Genomic DNA, 18,557 nt, shown 5'->3' with positions numbered 1-18,557 from the left:
TAGAAGGGATCGGCGAGTGATTTAGCGCAATGGCGTGTTATCCGTCCGGACGTAAAGGCCTACCGGTTTCAAGGCGCTGGCGCGATCCGGGCGGGCTTACGGGGAACGGGTGGGATGAAGCGCACGAAGCGTTACCTTGGATTCGCTTTCGCCAATGCCGACCTGTTGCTGGAGGTGGACCGGGACGGCACCCTGGCGTTCGCGGCCGGTGCGTCCCAGGCGCTGATCGGCGTTCCCGATTCCGACCTGATCGGCCGCTCGTTCCATGATTTCGTGACGCCGGCGGACCAGGCGCTGCTGCGGCGCATCTTCAACACCCTGGGCGGTAACGGCAGGGCCGCCCCCCGCATGATCCGCCTGCTGCGCCCCGATGGTGTCGCGGTGCCGTGCACCCTGTCGGCCTATCGTCTGCAGGACTCGCCGCTGGTGAACGTGACGGTCAGCCAATGGGCGGGGAACGGCCCGTCGCCGGCGGTGGGGGCGACGGATCCGGACACCCATCTGCTGGCGTCCAATTCCTTCGTCCAGGCGGCGATGGCCGGCCTGGAACCGGGAACGGCTGCCGGCGCCGGCCCCGCCATCACCCTGTTGCAGATGAACAATCTGCACGAGGTTCGCGCCAACCTGACGCAGGAGGAGGACCGCCAACTGATGGCGGAGATCGGCGCTGTCCTCCGCCAGCACAGCGGGCCCGAGGCGGTCGCTGGCCGGCTGTCCGACAGCCGCTTCGGCGTGATGACGCCGGTCGATCTGGGCGACCTGATCATTCGGGACATCGTCCAACTGGCCCAGGATCTGGGCCTGGACCGGGCCATCGACGTCGATGCCCGCACCCTGGGTTCTTGCGGCCCGGATCTCAGCCGCGCCGACCGGGCGCGCCTGATGCTGTACGCGTTGCGCCGCTTCGCCGAGGATGGGATCAAGGCGGTGGACAGCCTGTCCTCATCCTCCATTGTCGCGGCCTATGCCCGGGACGCCATGGGCCGGCTTTCCCAACTGCGCAGCGACCTCACCGGCAACCGCATCAGCCTGGCCTATGAGCCTATCGTCGCCCTGGCCAGCGGCCGCATGCACCACCTGGAGGTGCTGTGCCGCTTCAATGGGGAAAGGCCGGGGCCGACCATCAGCTTCGCGGAAGAGGTCGGCATCATCAACGACATCGACATGGCCGTCTGCGGCATGGCCATGAAGGAACTGGAGAGTGCGGCCTCCGACATTTCATTGGCCGTGAACCTGTCGGCGGTCTCCATCGCCTCCGACCTGTTCATCCAGGCGCTGACGGCGCAATTGGCCGCCCGGCCCAGGCTGTCCGGCCGCCTGCTGTTCGAGATCACGGAGTCCGGCCGGCTGGAGGATCTGCCCCGGGCCCGCAACGTGCTGAACGATTTGCGCCGTCGCGGCCACGGCGTCTGCCTGGATGATTTCGGGGCCGGCATGGCGTCCTTCACCTATATCCGCGCCCTGGATTTCGATTATGTGAAGCTCGACGGCTCCTACATCAGCCGCATGTGCGGCGACCGGCGGGAAGAGGCGATCGTCATCGGCATGCTGGCGCTGTGCCGCAGCCTGAACGTCCCCACCATCGCCGAACATGTGGAAACGGCCGAGCAGCTGCTGCGCCTGCGCGGCCTGGGTTGCACCTATGGCCAGGGCTGGTTCTTCGCCAAGGAACTGTCCAAGCCGAAGCGGCGGGACGTGGACCTTTCCGCCCTGAACCGCCCCTCGCGCTGGACGCCGACCGTGCAGGATTTCGGGAAGTGATGAGAAAAGACCCCCTGGACCCACCGGGTGATGGGTTCAGGGGGCCAGGCCCTCTGTTATATGCGTGGCCTTTGACCGGGCACGGTCAAAGCCCCCCTCAAGCGCCGGGCGCCAGCATCCGCTGGCTTGGCTAATCCTCGGTTTCCAGTCCACTCCGTTCCCCGGAAACCTGCGGCGGCTGCAGTCGCAGCCTACAGCGGCACGAGTCAAAGTCTCGTGCCGCTGGTAGCTCGAGTGGATTCGATCAGTAACGGTAGGTCGCCGTCAGGCCCATGGTGCGGGGCCGCAGGGTGGAGTTGGTCAGCAGGGGCGATCCGTAGAACTGGTGGAAGGCGCCCAGCGACGGGTGGGTGTTCGTCAGGTTGTTGACGAAGAAGGAGACATCGGTGCCGTCCACCTTCACACCGGTGCGGATGTTGATGGTGCTGATGTCCGGCGCCACCGTCAGCATGGGGTCGTAGGAATAAATCTGTGTGTCCTGCTGCGGCGACGGGCCCGCGTAGGAATAGTCGATGCGGGCGTAGCCATCGTAACGGTCGGACAGGGTGAAGTCGTACTGGCCGGAGATGGTCATGGTGAACTTCGGCCCGGTGTAGGCGGCCTCGCCCTTGTCCGCCAGGACCGCACCCGACCCGCCCAGCACCGTCTGGTCGAAGGTGGCGTCGTTATAGCCCAGCACCACGCCCAGGGTCAGGTTGTGGGTGACCTTGCCCTGCACCGACAAGTCCATGCCCTTGGAGGTGATGGAACCGGCGTTGGTGATGTAGCTGGACCCGCACTTGGACAGGTAGATGGAGCGCTGGACGTTGCTCCAGTTGATCCAATAGCCGCTCAGCTCCGTCTGCACCCGGCCGCCCAGCAGGCTGTTCTTGGTGCCCAGCTCATAGGACCAGGTGGTGTCGCTGTCGTAGGTGGTGGGCGACTTGGTCAGGCCCAGGCTGGTCAGGTCGGCGCCGCAGAAGCTGGCGGGCACCGCCGTCTGCGCGCCGCCGGGGCGGAAGCCCTTGGACGCGGTGGCGTAGACCATGCTGTCGGGATCGACCTGGTAGGTCAGGCCGAACTTGGGCGTCACCGGTGTTTCGGTGGAGGCGCCGCTTTCGTCGATGGTGCCGCCGGCGAAGGGGCCCGCCGCCTCCTGGCTGTGGGTCAGGCGGATGTGGGCGACGCGCACGCCCACCGTGGCCTTCAGCGCGTCGGTGATGGCGTAGTCGACCTGGCCGAAGCCGGCGATCTGCTCCGTCGTGCTTTCGGTGCGGCTGTCGTAGAGGTAATCGCCCGCCAGGTAGGGCACGCCGTACCAGCTGGCCACGTCGTAGAGCCCGCCGGTGGCGTTCTCGATCAGCGTGTTCATGTAGTGGTCTTGGTTGAGCTGGGTGGAGACCTGGTGCTCATGACCGTAATAGGCGCCGGCCACCCAGGTGAATGGCCCGCTGCCGGTGGATTGCAGGCGCACTTCCTGGCTGAAGTTATCCTGCTTGTCCTGGAAATAGCCGGGCGCGTGCTGCCCCGGCAGGGTGACGTAAGGCGTGCCGATCAGTTCCGCGTCGAAGTTGGTGTAGTCGCGCGTCTCATGTTCGTTGCGATCAAAATAGGCCGTGACCGCCGTCAGGGAGAAGCCGTCGAAATCCGCGTTCACGGTCAGCGAGGGCAGGTAATAGCGGTCGTGCGCCGGCTGTTGCAGGGTGTAGCCGGTGCGGTACTGGCCGTCGCCTGGGTTGGACAGCTGTTCCCAATAGCCCGACGTGTCGTTGGTGTAGACGTCCTGGTAATACAGCGACGGGGTGACGCGGATGTTTTCCGTCGGCGCCCAGGTCAAGGCCAGCTTGCCGGCCTTGCTGGTCTGGTAGTTGGCGTTGGCCTGCTGCGTGGCGCCGGTGGCGGGGTCGTCACGGTCGACCCAGCCGCCGTCGCGGCGGTACCAGGCGCTGGCGCGGAAAGCGAGCTTGTCCTGCACGATGGGGCCACCCACCGCGGCCCCCATCTCATAGCTGGGATCGCCGCCGTCGGTGAACGCCACCTCGCTGCGGGCATAGCCGCTGTACTTCTCCAGGTCGGGCTGTGGGGTGATGAAGCGGACGGCACCGCCCTCGGCACCGGCGCCGAACAGCGTGCCCTGGGGCCCGCGCAGCACCTCCACCCGTTGCAGGTCGAAGATCTTGGGGTAGGTGTTGGCCGAGCTGAAGCCCAGCGCCCGCACCTGGATGGGCACGTCGTCGACATAGATGCCGGTGGTGGCGGCCCCCACGTCCGACTGGATGCCGCGGATGGAGATGTTGGTGTTGCTGCCGGTGAAATAGTTCTGGCGGGTGAAGTTCAGGCCGGGCGTCAGGCGGGCGATGTCGTCGATGTCGCGCACGCCCTGCACGTCCATCTTCTCCTGCGTGAAGGCCGCGACGGAGGCCGGGACCTGCGACAGCTTTTCCTCACGCCGGGTGGCGGTGACGACGATTTCCTCCAGCCCGTCGCTGGAGTTGTCGGCGGCGGCCGCAAGTGCCAGGGTGGGCGCCAGCAACGGGCAGGCAAGTGACGTCGCCGCCATAAGGCGTATGAACCGCTTGCGGCCGGAAATGAAACACGAACGCATAGGACCCCCTGTCCAATCTGATTGTTTGTTGATTGCACCGATGCGGCGGCCGTTTGACGGCTCTTCTTCGCGATCCGGTGTCGAGGACTATGATGGCGCGCGCCCATGCCCCGAACAGATGCCAAGGACGCGGCGTATGGTGACTTTCACGCACCAGGGTGCGTGCAAGGGCCCCGCTCAGGCCGCCTCCAGCGCCCGCAGCTTGCGTGTGGCCTGGTCCAGCGCCCGGCGGATGGTGTCGATGATGTGGTCGATCTCCGCAAGGGTGATGACCAGCGGCGGGCTCATCACCAGCGTGTCGCGCACGGCGCGCACCATCACGCCCATCTCGATGCAGATGTCGCGCACGATGGGGCCGGCCTTGCCCTCCTTGCCGGTGAAGCGGCGGTTGGTGCCGGCCTCCGCCACGATCTCCACCGCCCCCAACAAGCCCAGCGACCGCACCTCGCCCACCAGCGGGTGGTCGGCCAAGGTGGCCAGCGCCCGCGCCAGGTGGGGGCCGGTGTCGTCGCGGGTGCGGCCCACCAGATCCTCATCCTCAATGATGTCGATGTTGCGCAGCGCCACGGCGGCGGCGGCCGGGTGGCCGGAATAGGTGTAGCCGTGCAGGAAAAAGCCGCCAGCGTCGCGCAGGGTTTCCACGATGGCGCTGGACACGCCCACGGCGGAAATGGGGATGTAGCCAGACGACAGGCCCTTGGCCATGGACACGATGTCGGGCGTGATGCCGTAGTGCTGGAAGCCGAACCAGCTGCCCAGCCGGCCGAAGCCGCAGATGACCTCGTCACACACCAGCAGGATGCCGTACTTGCGGCAGATGGCCTCCACCCGCTTCCAGTAACCGGGCGGCGGGATGATGACGCCGCCGGCGCCCTGCACCGGCTCACCGATGAAGGCGGCCACCCGCTCCGGCCCCAGTTCCAGGATGCGGCGCTCCAGGGCATCCGCCGCGCGGGCGGCGAACGCGTCGGCATCCTCACCGAAGCCCTCATTGAAGGCGTACGGCTGCATCACATGGCTGATGTCGCCCAGCAGCGGCCCGCCCTGGGCCCGCATCGGTCCCATGCCGCCCAGGCTGACCCCGGCGATGGTGGAGCCGTGGTAGGCGTTCTCCCGCGCGATCATCACCGTGCGTTCCGGCTGGCCGCGCACCTGCCAGTAGTGGCGCACCAGGCGGATGACGGTGTCGATCGCCTCAGAGCCGGAGTTGTTGAAGAAGATGTGCTGCAACTCCCCGCCCAGCAGGCCGGCGACGCGGGCCGCCAGTTCCACGGTGGGCACGGGGGCGGTCTTGAAGAAGGTGTTGTAGTAGGCCAGCGTGCGCATCTGGTCATAGGCGGCGCGGGCCAGTTCCTCCCGCCCATAGCCCACCTGGACGCACCACAGGCCGGCCATGGCATCCAGGATGCGCTGGCCGTCACCGTCCTGGATGGTGCTGCCCTCGGCGCTGACAATGATGCGGTTGCCGCCCAGGTCGCGGATCAGGCGATAGTCCTGCTGGGCGGGCAGATGGTGCGCGACATCAAGGCGGCGCAAGGCCGCGATGTCGTGATTGCGGGGATGCATGATGTCGGTCCTTAGGCGAAAAGGCGATGTCAGGGGAAAAGGATGCGGCCCAGTGTTCGCTTGAACAGCAGCAGGGGCAGGGCGCCGGCTCCGACGATGGCGGCGTGCAGCAGCCAGAACCAGGCGGGGGCGTCCGGGTCGTAGAAGCGGCCCAGCCAGCCGCTGAGCAGCGATCCGGCGAAGATGGACAGGTAATAGACGCCCACCATCATGGCGTTGACGGATGGCGGGCCGGCCCTGGTGAACAGGGCGAGCGCGATGGGCGCCACATGCAGGTAGCCCGAGGCGCAGATGAAGTGGAACAGCAGCGGCCAGACGATGGCGACGTGCCCGCTGCTACTCGCGTGGCTGCTCAGTTCCGCCAGCACCAGCCACAGGCAGGCGCAGCCGAACAGGGCGTAACCGATGGCCAGTTTCGCCAGGTCCCCCGGCTCCCGCCCCCGCCGGTCCAGCCAGCGCCAGACCACCAGGCTGACGGGGGCCAGGGCCAGCACGGCGAAGGTGTCGACCGACTGGAACCAGGTGATGGGCATCTCCAGCCCGCCCATCACCGTGCGGTCCACCCGGTCCTGGATCCACAGGACGTAGGTGGTCCACACCTGGGTCTGCACCGTCCAGAACAGGGTGACGGTGACCAGGATCAGCAGCAGGGCCGCCATCACCGGCAGGTCGCGCCGGCCCAGGCGCTGGGCGCCCGCCGCCGGTTCCGCCGCCGGGGCGTCGGGCGGCAGGTGGCGGCGGCCGGCCAGATAAATCACCAGGCCCACCACCATGCCGATGCCGGCGGCGGTGAAACCGTAGTGCCAGCCGTAGATCTCGCCCAAGGTGCCGCAGACCAGCGGGGCGATGCAGGCGCCCAGGTTGATGGCCATGTAGTAAAGGGAAAAGGCGGCGTCGCGCCGGTGGTCGTCGCGGTCGTACAGCGTGCCGACCTGGGCCGCCAGATTGCCCTTCAGCAGGCCGCAGCCCAGGATCAGCAGCAGCAAGGCCAGCAGGAAGGCGGATTCCGCCACCATGACGAAGTGCCCGGCCGCCATCAGCGCGGCTCCCAGGATCACGGACCGGCCCCGGCCCAGCCAGCGGTCGCCCACCAGGCCACCGAAGATGGGCGTCAGGTAGGTCAGGCCGCCGTAGAGGCCGAAGATCTGCGTGGCCAGGGCGGCGGTGGGCAGGGGGCCGACCACCCCCTCCATCACCTGGCGGAAGCCGTCCAGCCCGACCACACCGTCGATGGTGCCGCCCTTCAGCAGGTGGCCGGTCATATACAGCACCAGCAGTGCCTGCATGCCGTAGAAGGAGAACCGCTCCCACGCTTCGGTGAAGATGATGTAGGCGAGGCCGCGCGGATGGCCCAGGAAGGTGGTCCCGGTCATTCAGGCCTCCACCGCGAAGGCGGCCGACACGGCGTTGAAGAAATCGATGTCGGGTATGGCCTCCGCCCCCTTGGGCTTGGACCGGGCGCTGTTGACGGCGATGACCACGCGGCGGGCTGGGTTGACATAGACATACTGGCCGAAGATGCCGCCGGCGCGATAGGCGCCGTTATCGAAACCGCCATCCGTCCCCGGCTGCGGCCACCACATGTAGCCGTAATCCAGGCGGCTACCGTCGGCCATGGCGCCGGGCGCCGTGGCATCGCGCACCCAACCTTCCGGCAGGACGCGGCGGCCGTTGACCACGCCGTCCTCCAGCATGAACTGGCCGAAGCGGGCGAAGTCGCGCAGGCAGGCGTGCAGGCCGCTGCCCGCCACCTCCAGCCCCTCGGGCGCCTCCAGCCACCAGCGGGCCTCCTGCTCCATGCCGCAGGGGAACCAGATTTTTTCCGCCAGGTAATCGGCCAGGAAGCGACCGGTGGCGGCCCGCACCAGGGCGCCGACCACGTGCGTCTCCCCGGTGCTGTAATTGAACAGATGGCCCGGCGGGGCGATGCCGGGGCAGGCTGCCAGATGGTCCAGGGTGACGCCCGGCTGCTGCGCGATCTGCGCCTCCAGCATGCGGCGGCGGTCGGAGGCGAGGTCGCCGTAAGCCTCATCCCAGCCAATGCCGGAGGTCATGCGCAGCACCTCGCGGATGGGCACGCCGTCATAGGCGCTGCCGCGCAATTCCGTGACATAGCGGGCGACGTTGTCGTCCACGCTGGTGATCAGCCCGTCCTGGATGGCGGCCCCCACCAGCGTGGTGCTGATGGACTTGGCCATGGACATGGACAGCCAGCGGGTGCCGGCATCGTTGCCCAGCTGATAGGTCTCCAGCGCCACCTGCCCATCGTGCAGCACCAGCAGGCCGGCGACCCGGTTGCGGGAGATGTAGTCGTAGATGTCGACCGGGCGCCCGCCGCTGGTGAAGCGCAGATCCGCTAGCGACCGGGGCCGGACGGCCAAGGGCCGCACCTGGTGACCCTTGCGCACCAATCGGGTGGCGAACAGCCGGTCGCCATGGCGCAGGGCCGACACCAGCTGGTCGGGCAGCAGCGTGCCGGAATAGGCGCCGCGCACCAGGTCGGCCGTCGGCGGTGCCGTGCCGTCGATGCCGGCCACGGCGGGCGGCAGCGTGTCGAAGGGGGTGGGGAAGTGATCCATGGCTCAGCGCCGGCCCGTCTGCTGATAGGGGCCGGGGTTGATCAGCAGGGTGCCGGGGGCGGCGAACCGCAGGGTCAGGGGATAGCGGCCGGGCAAGGTGAAGTCGGTGTCCGACACGGGCAGCACCTCCTGCACCTTGTCCTTGGTGATGGCATAGGCCGGGCGCTCCCCCGTCGCCTGGGCGTACAGCTTGCCGCCCTCCGCCGTCACATGCACCGTGACATGGGGGGAGAAGACATAGTCGCCGGCCAGCGCCGCCAGGGCGTCGGGCTTCAGCACCTCTTTGCCCAGGGCCTTGGGGGCGGTGGGCTGAGTGGGGACGGAGGCCAGGATGGCGTCCCACATCACCTCACCCGCCGCCGTTGCCAGGTCGAAGGACGGCAAGCCCTTGTCGGCTTCCAGTTCGCCGGTGGAGACGGCGTACAGCACGTCGCCGTCGAAGATGGTGGAGAAGGGCTGCAGCCCCCGCGCCATGGAGGTGTGGACCTGCACGGCCAGGCGCTGCAATTCCGCCGGTTCCATCTTCTGGTTGGTGATCACCAGGCTGACGGTGGTGTTGTGGCGGGTGTCGGCCGTGCCGGCGGGACCGGCCCAGCCGGGCTTGCGGCTGTCGGGCAGGCCGCGCATCAGATCGTCCACCTTCACGCCCTTGGGCCAGGCCTTGTCCAGGTAACAGGCGGCGATGCGGCCGTCGCGGTCGGTCACCACGCCCAGGGCGTTCACCACCGTGAAGACGGCGATCTTGACGTCACCGATCTGGCGGAAGGCGCCGCCCTGGCCGGACGGGGCGTTGCAGCCGAACAGGCCGCCGGTGCGGGCCATGCGGCCGGCGCCGTGGGCGCCCAGGGGGAAGGTGCCGGGCCGCACGGCGTGATAGGCCGCCTGCGCCAGGCGCTTGTCGGGATAAACCTCGTTCAGGCGGCGGTCGCCCAGATCATAGATGATGGCGCCCACCGACAGGGCGATGTTGTCCCAGGCGCCGCCCCGGCGCCCCTCATCCATCATGGCGGTGGCGACGGCGGTGGTGGCCTCCAGCCCGTACCAGGACCCGCCGGCGAAAACGACGCTGTCCAGGTCCGGCGTGCTGTAGCCCAGCCGCAGGTAATCGGTGTTGACCGTGCCGGGGCCGCCGCCGCGCACGTCCACCGCCCCCAGTACCTTGCGGCCGAAGCTGAACACGGTGACGCCGGTCGGCCCCTCGTCATATTCACCGGTGCCGATGCGCACCATGGGCCAGTCGAAGCGCAGCAGCGTGTCACCGCTGTTCAGCACGGGCGTCAGCGCGTCCTGGTTGGTGGCGGCGGGGGCGGGCTTGTCGGCGGTCTGGGCATGCCCGAGCAGGGGTGCCATCATCAAGCCCGTGGCGGCGACCGCCCTCAGCAGGCGGCCGCGCCGCCCCTTGACCGTGCCCATGATGTGACGCTTGTCCTGCCGAACCGCCATTGCCCTGATCCCGTTTCTGTGTCGCCCTTCGCGGGCTTGGTCATACTGGGATAGTGCGCGCGGCGTCATGCTGGACGGAAGATGTCAATGGCGTCGCCCCTGGTGCCCGCCGCGCACCAAGCCTGCGGTTGTGCTGGGTCAGGTCTCGGCGTTTTTACCCTGCGCCACCAGCCAATCGCGGAACACGGCCAGGGGGCGATAAGTGCGGCGGCTGGCCGGATAGACCAAGTAATAGCCCGTCTCCGCCGGCGACCGTTGCCCCGGCAGCACCACCAGTTCGCCGGACGCGATCTCCTCCCGCACCAGGAAGCGGGGCACCAGGGCGCAGCCCAGGCCGGCCACGGCGGCCCGGATGACCAGCAGGAATTGCTCGAACACCAGCGACGGCTGTCCCGCCGGGCGCGTCAGGCCCTGCGCGCCGAACCATAGGTCCCACCCGTCCATGCGGGTTTCCTGCAACAGCAAGGGTGCGCGCAGCAGGTCGGCCGGTGCCGCCAGATCCAGGCTGGCCACCAGGGCGGGGGCGGCCACCGGCGCCAGCTCCTCCCCCATGAAGCGCTGGCACACCAGGTCGGGGGCGGCGGGCAGGGCGCTCATGATCGCGGCGTCCAGTCCTTCCGCCCGGGGGTCGAAGGGGCGCACGCGGGTGGAAAAGTTGATGCTGATGTCGCGGTGGCGGGCGAAGAAGTCGGCCATGCGCGGGATCAGCCAGCGGGCGCCAAAGGTGGGCAGGATGGCCAGGTCCAGCGATCCGCCACCGCCGTCATAGGCGATGGCCTGCGCGCCCGCATGGCCCAGACGGGCCAGGATGTCGCGCACCTGCTCGGCATAGAACTGGCCGGCCGGCGTCAAGGTCACGCGCTGGCGCACGCGGTGGAACAGGGCCACGCCCAGTTGCGCCTCCAGCTGCGCCACCTGGCGGCTGACGGCCCCCTGGGTCAGGTTCAGCTCATCCGCCGCCAGGGTGAAGCTGCCCCGGCGCGCCGCCGCCTCGAAGGCGGTCAGGGCGGCGGTGCTGGGGATGAGGCGGCGGGCGAACATGGGATCAGGCCCTATCATGGGCGCCGGGCACCGGCAAGGGCGGCGGCGCGCACTTCATGAGGAATCCGCATGATGTTGTGACCCATCCTGGCTTGCCGGACGGGTGCTGGCGGGATAACGCTGGTGGAAATCGATGTGTGGAGGAATGGGCCATGGCCAAGGGTGAAACGGGCAAGTTCCAGTGGGACGACGCCTTCCTGCTGGAAGCGCAGTTGGCGGAGGAGGAGCGGCTGGCCCGCGACACCGCGCGCGGCTATGCCCAGGACAAGCTGGCCCCCCGCGTGGTCGAGGCCTTCGCGACCGAGCACACCGACCGCGCCATCTTCCACGAGATGGGCGCCCTGGGCCTGCTGGGCATGACCCTGCCGGAGGAATATGGCGGGGCGGGCAGCAACTACGTCTCCTACGGCCTGGTGGCGCGGGAGGTGGAGCGGGTGGACAGTGGCTATCGCTCGATGATGAGCGTCCAGTCCTCCCTGGTCATGCACCCCATCTACGCCTATGGCAGCGAGGAACAGCGCCAGCGCTACCTGCCGCGCCTGGCGTCCGGCGAATGGGTCGGCTGTTTCGGCCTGACGGAACCGGACGCGGGCTCAGACCCCGGCGGCATGCGCACCCGGGCGGAGAAGGTGGCCGACGGTTACCGCCTGACTGGGTCCAAGATGTGGATCACCAACGCGCCGCTGGCCGACGTCTTCGTCGTCTGGGCGAAGTCCGACGCCCACGATGGCGCCATCCGCGGCTTCGTCCTGGAAAAGGGCATGGCCGGGCTGTCGGCGCCCAAGATCGCCAACAAGCTGAGCCTGTGCGCCTCCGTCACCGGGGAGATCGTGATGGACGGCGTGGTGGTGCCGGAAGGCACCTTGCTGCCCAACGTGGCGGGGCTGAAGGGGCCGTTCGGCTGCCTGAACCGGGCGCGCTACGGCATTGCCTGGGGCGCCATGGGCGCGGCGGAGGCCTGCTTCCACGCCGCCCGGCAATACACCCTGGACCGCAAGCAGTTCGGCCGTCCCCTGGCGGCGACCCAGCTGATCCAGAAGAAGCTGGCCGACATGCAGACGGAAATCACCCTGGGTTTGCAGGCCGCGCTGCGGGTGGGCCGCCTGTTCGATGAGGGCGGCGTGGCGCCGGAGATGATCTCCCTCATCAAGCGCAACAATTGTGGCAAGGCGCTGGATATCGCGCGCGCGGCCCGCGACATGCACGGCGGCAACGGCATCTCCGGCGAATTCCCGGTGATGCGCCACATGATCAACCTGGAAACCGTGAACACCTATGAGGGCACGCACGACGTGCACGCCCTGATCCTGGGCCGTGCCATCACCGGCCTGGCGGCGTTCTGACATGGTGGGCGGGGCTTTGTCGGGCATCCGCGTCCTGGACCTCAGCCGCATCCTGGCGGGGCCCTGGGCCACTCAGATGCTGGGCGACTTCGGGGCGGAGATCATCAAGGTGGAGCGCCCGGGTGAGGGCGACGACACCCGCCGCTGGGGGCCGCCCTTCGTGGGCGATGACGGCCCGGCCGCCTATTTCCTGGCGGCCAACCGCAATAAACGATCCATTTGCGTGGATTTCACCACCCCCGCTGGCCAGGCGCTGTTGCGCGACCTGGCCGCGCGCTCCGACGTGGTGGTGGAGAACTACAAGGTGGGTGGCCTGGCCAAGTACGGGCTGGACTACGACAGCCTGAAGGCGGTCAACCCGCACCTGGTCTATTGCTCAGTCACCGGCTTCGGCCAGGACGGCCCCTATGCCCAGCGCCTGGGCTATGACTTCCTGATCCAGGGCATGTCGGGCTTGATGAGTGTGACCGGCGCCCCCGATGGCGGCCCGCAGAAGGCGGGCGTGGCCCTGGCCGACATCATCACCGGCCTCTACGCCGGCAACGCCATCCTGGCGGCCTTGCACCACCGGGAGAAGACGGGGCAGGGGCAGCACATCGACGTGGCCCTGCTGGACTGCATGGTGGCCGCCATGGCCAACCAGGCGCTGAATCACCTGGCCAGCGGCCGGGACCCGGCGCGCCTGGGCAATGCCCATCCCAGCATCGTGCCCTACGACACCTTCCCCACCGCCGATGGGCATATCAACCTGGCGGTGGGCAACGACCGGCAGTTCCAGCGCCTGTGCGCCGTGCTGGGTGTGCCGGCCCTGGCTGACGATGCGCGTTTCGCCACCAACAGCGCCCGGGTGGCCAACCGTGTCGATCTGACGGCGCTGCTGACCGACCGGCTGCGCACGGCCGGCAGTGCCCATTGGCTGGAGAGGCTTGAGGCGGCGGAGGTGCCGGCCGGCCCCATCAACACCCTGGGCCAGGCCTTCGCCGATCCGCAAGTGCGCCACCGGGGCCTGGCCCTGGACCTTGCCGATTCCGTGCTGGGCCGCGTGCCCGGCGTGGCCTGCCCCGTCAAGCTGTCGGGCACGCCCATCGGCACCGGCACGGCGCCGCCCCATCTGGGCGCCGACACCGCCGCCGTGCTGGCCGAGATGCTGGGCCTGGATGACGGCCGGCTGGATGCCCTACGCGCTGACGGCGTAATCGCTTGACATCGCCCAGGGTGCGACCAGAGCCGGCAGGCTGCGCGCCGGCTTGCGGGTGGATCGGCGCCAGGCGCCGGGGGCGATGCCCAATCGCCGGGTGAAGGTGCGGGTGAAATGGCTCTGGTCGGAAAAGCCGCAGGCGGCGGCGATGTCCACCAGCGGATGGCCGCCGTCCAGCAGGACCTTGGCCCGGTCCAGGCGATGATTGATCAGCCATTGGTGCGGCGTCAGCCCCACGCTGGTCCGGAAGGCCCGCACCAGTTGCGAGACCGACAGCTGGCAGGCCTCCGCCACGTCCTTCAGCGGGATGGGGGCGTCCAGGCTCTCCGCCATGCGCCGCTGCGACAGCCGTAATTGCCAGGTGGCCAGGCCGCCCTGGCACACCCGTTCAACCTGCTGTTCCATCCCTTCGGAATGAGCCGGCGGCGGCGGGGCGTCATCTTCGGGCGCGGCCACGATGTGCAGCATGGTGTCATTCCTCGGCAGTTACGCGGTTTGGAATGATTCCACGGAGTCGGGGTCGCGGCCCATCCCTGGCGGGGGGCGCGCATATCACCCAAACGGGTGATATCGATTTCACCCCTATGGGGGCGCATCGTCAGGGGCCATACATCGTCGTGGGAAGGGCTGGTGCGGAAAAAGAAAGCGCTATCAGCCAGATAGGGTTGTATGATGGAAGCTACCCATCCGGGGCGGCGGTCGCCGGGATGGGGCGGATGACGGACTGCCTGCTGGGGGCCATGGATGGTGGGGGGATTGGCACGCGCGATCATGATCGCGCTGGCGTTCCTGTATGTGACGGGGGCGCGGGCCGAGGGGCCGGTGCGCGACCTGCAGCAGTACAAGCACCATGCCTGGACGTTCGAGGACGGCGCGCCGCAGAACGTCAACGCCATCGCCCAGACCACCGACGGCTTCCTCTGGCTGGGGGCGTCCACCGGGCTGTACCGCTTCGACGGCGTGCGGTTTGAGAAGATCGACATCGGCGGCGACGGCTCCACCCAGGATCAATTTGTCACCGCCCTGTATGGCGCCCGGGACGGCACCCTGTGGATCGGTGGGCGGACGGGCCGCATCGCCATGCTGCGCGACGGCCATGTGACGGATTCCGGCCTGGGCATCCGCGATGGCTCGGTCGGGGGTATCGCGGGGGACGCGGATGGCGGCGTCTGGTTTTCAACCGGCAGCCCCGGCGCAATGGTCCTGCATTACCATGCCGGCACCTGGACCCGGACGGGCCCGCCCCCCCACGGCCCCAACCAATTCCGGGGCGCGCCGCTGGCGGCCCGCGACGGGACCATATGGCTGGTGGCGGAGGGTGGGGTGTTCTTCCTGCCCGCCGACGCGCCAAGCCGAAAAACGCAGGATCGGGAAACGCCCAGTCAGGGGGACGGACCTCAAGGGCAGGCCGAGTGGCAGGCCATGCCGCAGCCTGTTCCGGGCAATGGCGAGTTGGTGGAGGACGGCGACGGTCGCGTCTGGCTGTTCAGTGACCGCGGCATGGTCCGCTTGCCCGACTATCCCCGCCTGCCGCGGCCCTGGCCGCCGGCGGAGCCCCTGCCGAAGACGCACGAGTATGGCTATGGCCTGCTGGCGGACAAGGACGGCGACCTGTGGGGGGTGTCGATCGGGAAAGGGCTGTTCCGCATCCGCCGATCCGTGGCGGCGGCGGCCACCGATCTCCAGCCCGTCCCGGAAGGGGATATCGAGCGGTACGCCCTGGCCCAGGGCCTGACATCCAACGTCGCCCTGTCGCTGTTCCAGGATCGTGAGGGCAACATCTGGGTGGGGACCTCGGCGGGGCTGGACCGGTTCCGGCCGGCCGACGTCATCCCCGATTTCCACATCGGCCGCGAATCCACCATGGGCTATCTGCTGGCCGCCGCCGGCGACGGCACGGTTTACGCCGGCGATGCCGATACGGTCTATCGCATCGCGCCGGGCGGGACGCCCGAGGCCATTCTGCACGACGTCGCCAACCCCCAGGCGATGTGCGAGGCGGCGGACCATTCCATCTGGCTGGGCACGCATGCCGGCGTCTTCCGCTATGCCGACGGGCGGTTCGCGCCGGCCCCGGTGGACCCCGGCCCCTACAACTACTTCGACTGCGTCACCGACGGGCAGGGCGCCCTGTGGTTCTCCACCATCCGCAAGGGGCTGCTGCGCTATCAGGACGGGCAGTGGACGCGGCTGGGCGATTACGTCAGCGGCCTGGACGCGGTGAACATGGTCGCCGACCACCAGGGCCGCATCGTGGTCTCCACCTATCACGATTTGCGCCGGATCGACCCGTCCGGCGACACGGTGCTGTGGAAACAGTCCGACGCGCTGGGCGGGCAGATCTACCTGCTGTACCGGGGCGCCACCGATGTCCTGGTCGCCACCACCGGCGGCCTGGTGCGCTTGCGGGGGGACAGCACCCAATACCTGGCCGGCTATCCCTGGCTGCGGTCGCTGACGGGCATTGTCCAGACCCCGGATGGCGAGACCTGGCTGCAAGGCAATTCCCAGATCGCCCGGGTGGCGACGGCCGACCTGGACGCCGCCTTCGACCACCCCGGCACGCCGCTGCATCCCTTCATGCTCGACGCCCTGGACGGCCTGGCGCCCCTGGTGGGCACCTATCCGCAGAACAGCTTGGTGCGGGGCGGTGACGGACGGCTGTGGTTCATGACCGGCGCCGGCATCATGGTGATCGACCCGCACCACCTGACCTATAACGCCCTGCCGCCGCCGGTGGTCATCACCCGGCTGGCGGCCGACGGGCGGCGCTACAACCCGCATGAGGCCGCCACCCTGCCCAAGGGCACCACCGGCGTGCAGGTGGACTTCACCGCCACCAGCCTGTCGGTGCCGGAACGGGTGCGCTTTCGCTATCGGCTGGAGGGGGTGGACACCCGCTGGGTGGAGGCCGGCGACCGGCGCGAGGCCTTCTACACCAACCTGGGCCCCGGCGATTACCGCTTCCGCGTCATCGCCGCCAACAATGACGGGGTGTGGAACGAAAGCGGGGCCGTGGCCAGCTTCACCATCCTGCCCCTGTTCTGGCAGACGCGGCCCTTCATCGCCGCCTGCGTCGTGCTGGGGCTGCTGGCCCTGTGGGGGCTGTACCGGCTGCGCCTGCGCCAGGTTGCCGCCCGCATCCGGGGTCGCATCGATGCCCAGGTGGCGGAGCGGGAACGCATCGCCCGCGAACTGCACGACACCCTGCTTCAGGGTGTGCAGGGCCTGATCCTGCGCTTCCAAGCCATCGCCAACCGTTTGGCCCCCGACCAGGCGGAACGCGCCCTGATGCTGAAGGCGCTGGACCAGGCGGACGAGGTGCTGGTGGAGGGGCGCGACCGGGTGCTGAGCCTGCGCCGGCATGCGGCGCCCGAACCGCTGGAGGCCGTGCTGGCCGGCCTGGTGGAGCACCTGTTCCCACAGGCGCCGCCGCTGGTCGGCCTGCGGGTGGACGGCGTGCCGCGTCCCCTGGACCGCATCGTGGAGGAAGAGGTGGAACGCATCGCGCGGGAGGCACTGGCCAACATCGCCCACCACGCCGACGCCGCCACCGTGGACATCACCATCCATTATGGCGCGCGCCGCCTGGAACTGGTGTTCCGCGATGACGGGCGCGGCATCGATGCCGGCCTGCTGGCCCACGGCCGTGACGGACATTTCGGACTGGCGGGGATGCGCGAACGGGCGGCGCGCATCGGCGGCCGCCTGGATATAAGCAGCGCCCCGGCATCGGGCCCTGGGCCAGGGAGTGCCGCCGGCACCATCGTGCGCATCGGCGTTCCCGCCAGCCTGGCCTATGCCGGGCCGCGCCGGCCGGCCTGGCTGCGCGGCCTTTCCCGTTTGTTTGCGGAGCCATGATGCCGGAGACCCCTTCCGTCATACGCGTCCTGATCGCCGACGATCATCCCATGCTGCGCGACGGCGTCGCCGCCGTCATCGAGGGTGAGCCGGACATGGCGGTGGGCCGGCATGGCCGGCGACGGCGAGGCGGCGGTGGAGGCCTTCCGCCGCCTGAAACCCGACGTGACCCTGATGGATCTGCAGATGCCCGGCCTGGGCGGGGTGGAGGCCATCGCCGCCATCCGCGCCCTGTCGCCCACCGCCCGCATCGTCGTGCTGACCACCTACGCCGGCGACGCCCAGGCGCTCCGCGCCCTGAAGGCCGGGGCGTCCGGCTACCTGCTGAAAAGCAGCCTGCGGCATGAGTTGCTGACCGTCATCCGCGACGTGGCCCAGGGCCGCCGCCACCTGGCGCCGGAAGTGGCCAGCGGCATCGCCCTGCACGCCGCCATGGACCCCCTGACCGAACGCGAGGTCGAGGTGCTGACCCTGGTGGCCCAGGGCAACGCCAACAAGCAGATCGCCTTCCGCCTGCGCATCAGCGAGGACACGGTGAAGGCCCACCTGAAAAGCATCTTCGCCAAACTGGACGTCAACGACCGCACCCACGCGGTGACGGTCGCGGCGCGGCGGGGGGTGATTGAGCTGTAGCGGGCATCCATGCGTCGATCGAAGCGCCCCAACCGCGACCCTATGACCAGCCGGGACGATTTTGTCCTGGGGCGAACTGGTTTCGCCCGCATCAGCGCGGTGGAGGGCATCGTTCTGACGGCGGAGATGCGGGCGATGCTGGATGGTTTCGACCGTGATCGGTTGAGCGCCGAAGAGCGTCGCGCCCGCATCGTTGATTGCTTTACGTCTGGGAAGCGTTGACGCTGGGCGATGTAGAGGGGGCTCTCACACCCCCTCCACAATGAACACCCGGTAATCCGCACCCGCGAAGCGGTGTTGGGCAGCCTCTTGATACGCGGGGCTGTGGTACCAGGCCTTGGCTTCTTCCATGGTGGGGAAGGAGGCGATCAGGGCGCCTTCCATGGCGGGGCCTTCCAGGACCTCCAGCGTGCCGTAGCGGGCCAGCGGGGTCATGGCGTGGCCGGCGCGGGCGGCGGGGACCTTGCTGGCGTAGAGGTCCAGTTCGGCCTGGTCCTTGATGCGTTCCTTGATGAAAACGACGTAGGCGGTCATGAGGCTGGGCCCTT

Annotated in this window: 14 protein-coding genes; 6 read left to right on the top strand and 8 right to left on the bottom strand. The window is 68.8% G+C overall.

Annotated elements, in window-relative coordinates:
* Window positions 1–114: 114 nt before the first annotated feature.
* Window positions 115–1,761 carry an EAL domain-containing protein gene (locus PW843_07630; protein ID MDE1146479.1) on the top strand — a complete coding sequence of 549 codons (1,647 nt, stop codon included), beginning with the start codon at window positions 115–117 and terminating at the stop codon, window positions 1,759–1,761.
* A gap of 244 nt (window positions 1,762–2,005) precedes the next feature.
* On the opposite strand, the gene PW843_07625 is transcribed toward PW843_07630, so the two are convergent.
* From PW843_07625 to PW843_07600, 6 genes are all read right to left on the bottom strand, one after another.
* Window positions 2,006–4,300 (bottom strand): TonB-dependent receptor, encoded by a 2,295-nt coding sequence (locus PW843_07625; protein MDE1146478.1) that lies wholly within the window; start codon window positions 4,298–4,300, stop codon window positions 2,006–2,008.
* Between the two features lie 222 nt (window positions 4,301–4,522).
* Window positions 4,523–5,911, bottom strand: a complete 1,389-nt coding sequence (locus PW843_07620; GenBank protein ID MDE1146477.1) for an aminotransferase — start codon at window positions 5,909–5,911, stop codon at window positions 4,523–4,525.
* A gap of 29 nt (window positions 5,912–5,940) precedes the next feature.
* A complete protein-coding gene (locus PW843_07615) occupies window positions 5,941–7,284 on the bottom strand; it encodes a peptide MFS transporter (GenBank protein ID MDE1146476.1) in 1,344 nt (447 codons plus the stop codon).
* The gene (locus tag PW843_07610; protein ID MDE1146475.1) at window positions 7,285–8,490 is read right to left on the bottom strand and encodes a serine hydrolase; all 1,206 of its coding nucleotides are present in this window, start codon (window positions 8,488–8,490) and stop codon (window positions 7,285–7,287) included.
* A gap of 3 nt (window positions 8,491–8,493) precedes the next feature.
* Window positions 8,494–9,933, bottom strand: a complete 1,440-nt coding sequence (locus tag PW843_07605; GenBank protein MDE1146474.1) for a P1 family peptidase — start codon at window positions 9,931–9,933, stop codon at window positions 8,494–8,496.
* A gap of 138 nt (window positions 9,934–10,071) precedes the next feature.
* Window positions 10,072–10,974 carry a LysR family transcriptional regulator gene (locus PW843_07600; protein ID MDE1146473.1) on the bottom strand — a complete coding sequence of 301 codons (903 nt, stop codon included), beginning with the start codon at window positions 10,972–10,974 and terminating at the stop codon, window positions 10,072–10,074.
* A 152-nt stretch (window positions 10,975–11,126) separates the two neighbouring features.
* Here PW843_07600 and PW843_07595 point away from each other — a divergent pair, with 152 nt between their 5' ends.
* Both PW843_07595 and PW843_07590 read left to right on the top strand, forming a co-directional pair.
* Window positions 11,127–12,317 carry an acyl-CoA dehydrogenase gene (locus PW843_07595; protein ID MDE1146472.1) on the top strand — a complete coding sequence of 397 codons (1,191 nt, stop codon included), beginning with the start codon at window positions 11,127–11,129 and terminating at the stop codon, window positions 12,315–12,317.
* A 4-nt stretch (window positions 12,318–12,321) separates the two neighbouring features.
* Window positions 12,322–13,521 carry a CaiB/BaiF CoA-transferase family protein gene (locus PW843_07590; GenBank protein ID MDE1146471.1) on the top strand — a complete coding sequence of 400 codons (1,200 nt, stop codon included), beginning with the start codon at window positions 12,322–12,324 and terminating at the stop codon, window positions 13,519–13,521.
* On the opposite strand, the gene PW843_07585 is transcribed toward PW843_07590, so the two are convergent.
* Window positions 13,495–13,983 carry a helix-turn-helix transcriptional regulator gene (locus PW843_07585; protein ID MDE1146470.1) on the bottom strand — a complete coding sequence of 163 codons (489 nt, stop codon included), beginning with the start codon at window positions 13,981–13,983 and terminating at the stop codon, window positions 13,495–13,497. The genes PW843_07590 and PW843_07585 overlap by 27 nt on opposite strands.
* Before the next feature lie 288 nt (window positions 13,984–14,271).
* Between PW843_07585 and PW843_07580 the strand changes: the two genes are divergently transcribed.
* The 3 genes from PW843_07580 (at window position 14,272) to PW843_07570 (ending at window position 18,231) form a co-directional block, all read left to right on the top strand.
* Window positions 14,272–17,376: a two-component regulator propeller domain-containing protein gene (locus tag PW843_07580; protein MDE1146469.1), complete on the top strand. Its 3,105-nt coding sequence runs from the start codon at window positions 14,272–14,274 to the stop codon at window positions 17,374–17,376.
* A gap of 111 nt (window positions 17,377–17,487) precedes the next feature.
* The gene (locus PW843_07575; GenBank protein ID MDE1146468.1) at window positions 17,488–18,009 is read left to right on the top strand and encodes a response regulator transcription factor; all 522 of its coding nucleotides are present in this window, start codon (window positions 17,488–17,490) and stop codon (window positions 18,007–18,009) included.
* Window positions 18,010–18,018: 9 nt separating this feature from the next.
* The gene (locus PW843_07570) at window positions 18,019–18,231 is read left to right on the top strand and encodes a hypothetical protein (protein ID MDE1146467.1); all 213 of its coding nucleotides are present in this window, start codon (window positions 18,019–18,021) and stop codon (window positions 18,229–18,231) included.
* A 24-nt stretch (window positions 18,232–18,255) separates the two neighbouring features.
* Here PW843_07570 and PW843_07565 read toward each other — a convergent pair whose 3' ends face one another.
* Window positions 18,256–18,543 (bottom strand): DUF1330 domain-containing protein, encoded by a 288-nt coding sequence (locus tag PW843_07565; GenBank protein ID MDE1146466.1) that lies wholly within the window; start codon window positions 18,541–18,543, stop codon window positions 18,256–18,258.
* Window positions 18,544–18,557: the final 14 nt, after the last annotated feature.

The organism is Azospirillaceae bacterium, from assembly GCA_028283825.1.
GTDB lineage: Bacteria > Pseudomonadota > Alphaproteobacteria > Azospirillales > Azospirillaceae > Nitrospirillum.
This window is presented reverse-complemented; position numbering and strand designations above follow the sequence as displayed.

What these genes read in the sequence shown, in the direction of transcription:
- PW843_07610 (MDE1146475.1), bottom strand. Translation starts at nt 8,490, where the DNA reads ATGGATCACTTCCCCACCCCCTTCGACACGCTGCCGCCCGCCGTGGCC.
- PW843_07600 (MDE1146473.1), bottom strand. Translation starts at nt 10,974, where the DNA reads ATGTTCGCCCGCCGCCTCATCCCCAGCACCGCCGCCCTGACCGCCTTC.
- PW843_07630 (MDE1146479.1), top strand. Translation starts at nt 115, where the DNA reads ATGAAGCGCACGAAGCGTTACCTTGGATTCGCTTTCGCCAATGCCGAC.
- PW843_07620 (MDE1146477.1), bottom strand. Translation starts at nt 5,911, where the DNA reads ATGCATCCCCGCAATCACGACATCGCGGCCTTGCGCCGCCTTGATGTC.
- PW843_07570 (MDE1146467.1), top strand. Translation starts at nt 18,019, where the DNA reads ATGCGTCGATCGAAGCGCCCCAACCGCGACCCTATGACCAGCCGGGAC.
- PW843_07625 (MDE1146478.1), bottom strand. Translation starts at nt 4,300, where the DNA reads ATGGCGGCGACGTCACTTGCCTGCCCGTTGCTGGCGCCCACCCTGGCA.
- PW843_07565 (MDE1146466.1), bottom strand. Translation starts at nt 18,543, where the DNA reads ATGACCGCCTACGTCGTTTTCATCAAGGAACGCATCAAGGACCAGGCC.
- PW843_07575 (MDE1146468.1), top strand. Translation starts at nt 17,488, where the DNA reads ATGGCCGGCGACGGCGAGGCGGCGGTGGAGGCCTTCCGCCGCCTGAAA.
- PW843_07615 (MDE1146476.1), bottom strand. Translation starts at nt 7,284, where the DNA reads ATGACCGGGACCACCTTCCTGGGCCATCCGCGCGGCCTCGCCTACATC.
- PW843_07605 (MDE1146474.1), bottom strand. Translation starts at nt 9,933, where the DNA reads ATGGCGGTTCGGCAGGACAAGCGTCACATCATGGGCACGGTCAAGGGG.
- PW843_07585 (MDE1146470.1), bottom strand. Translation starts at nt 13,983, where the DNA reads ATGCTGCACATCGTGGCCGCGCCCGAAGATGACGCCCCGCCGCCGCCG.
- PW843_07595 (MDE1146472.1), top strand. Translation starts at nt 11,127, where the DNA reads ATGGCCAAGGGTGAAACGGGCAAGTTCCAGTGGGACGACGCCTTCCTG.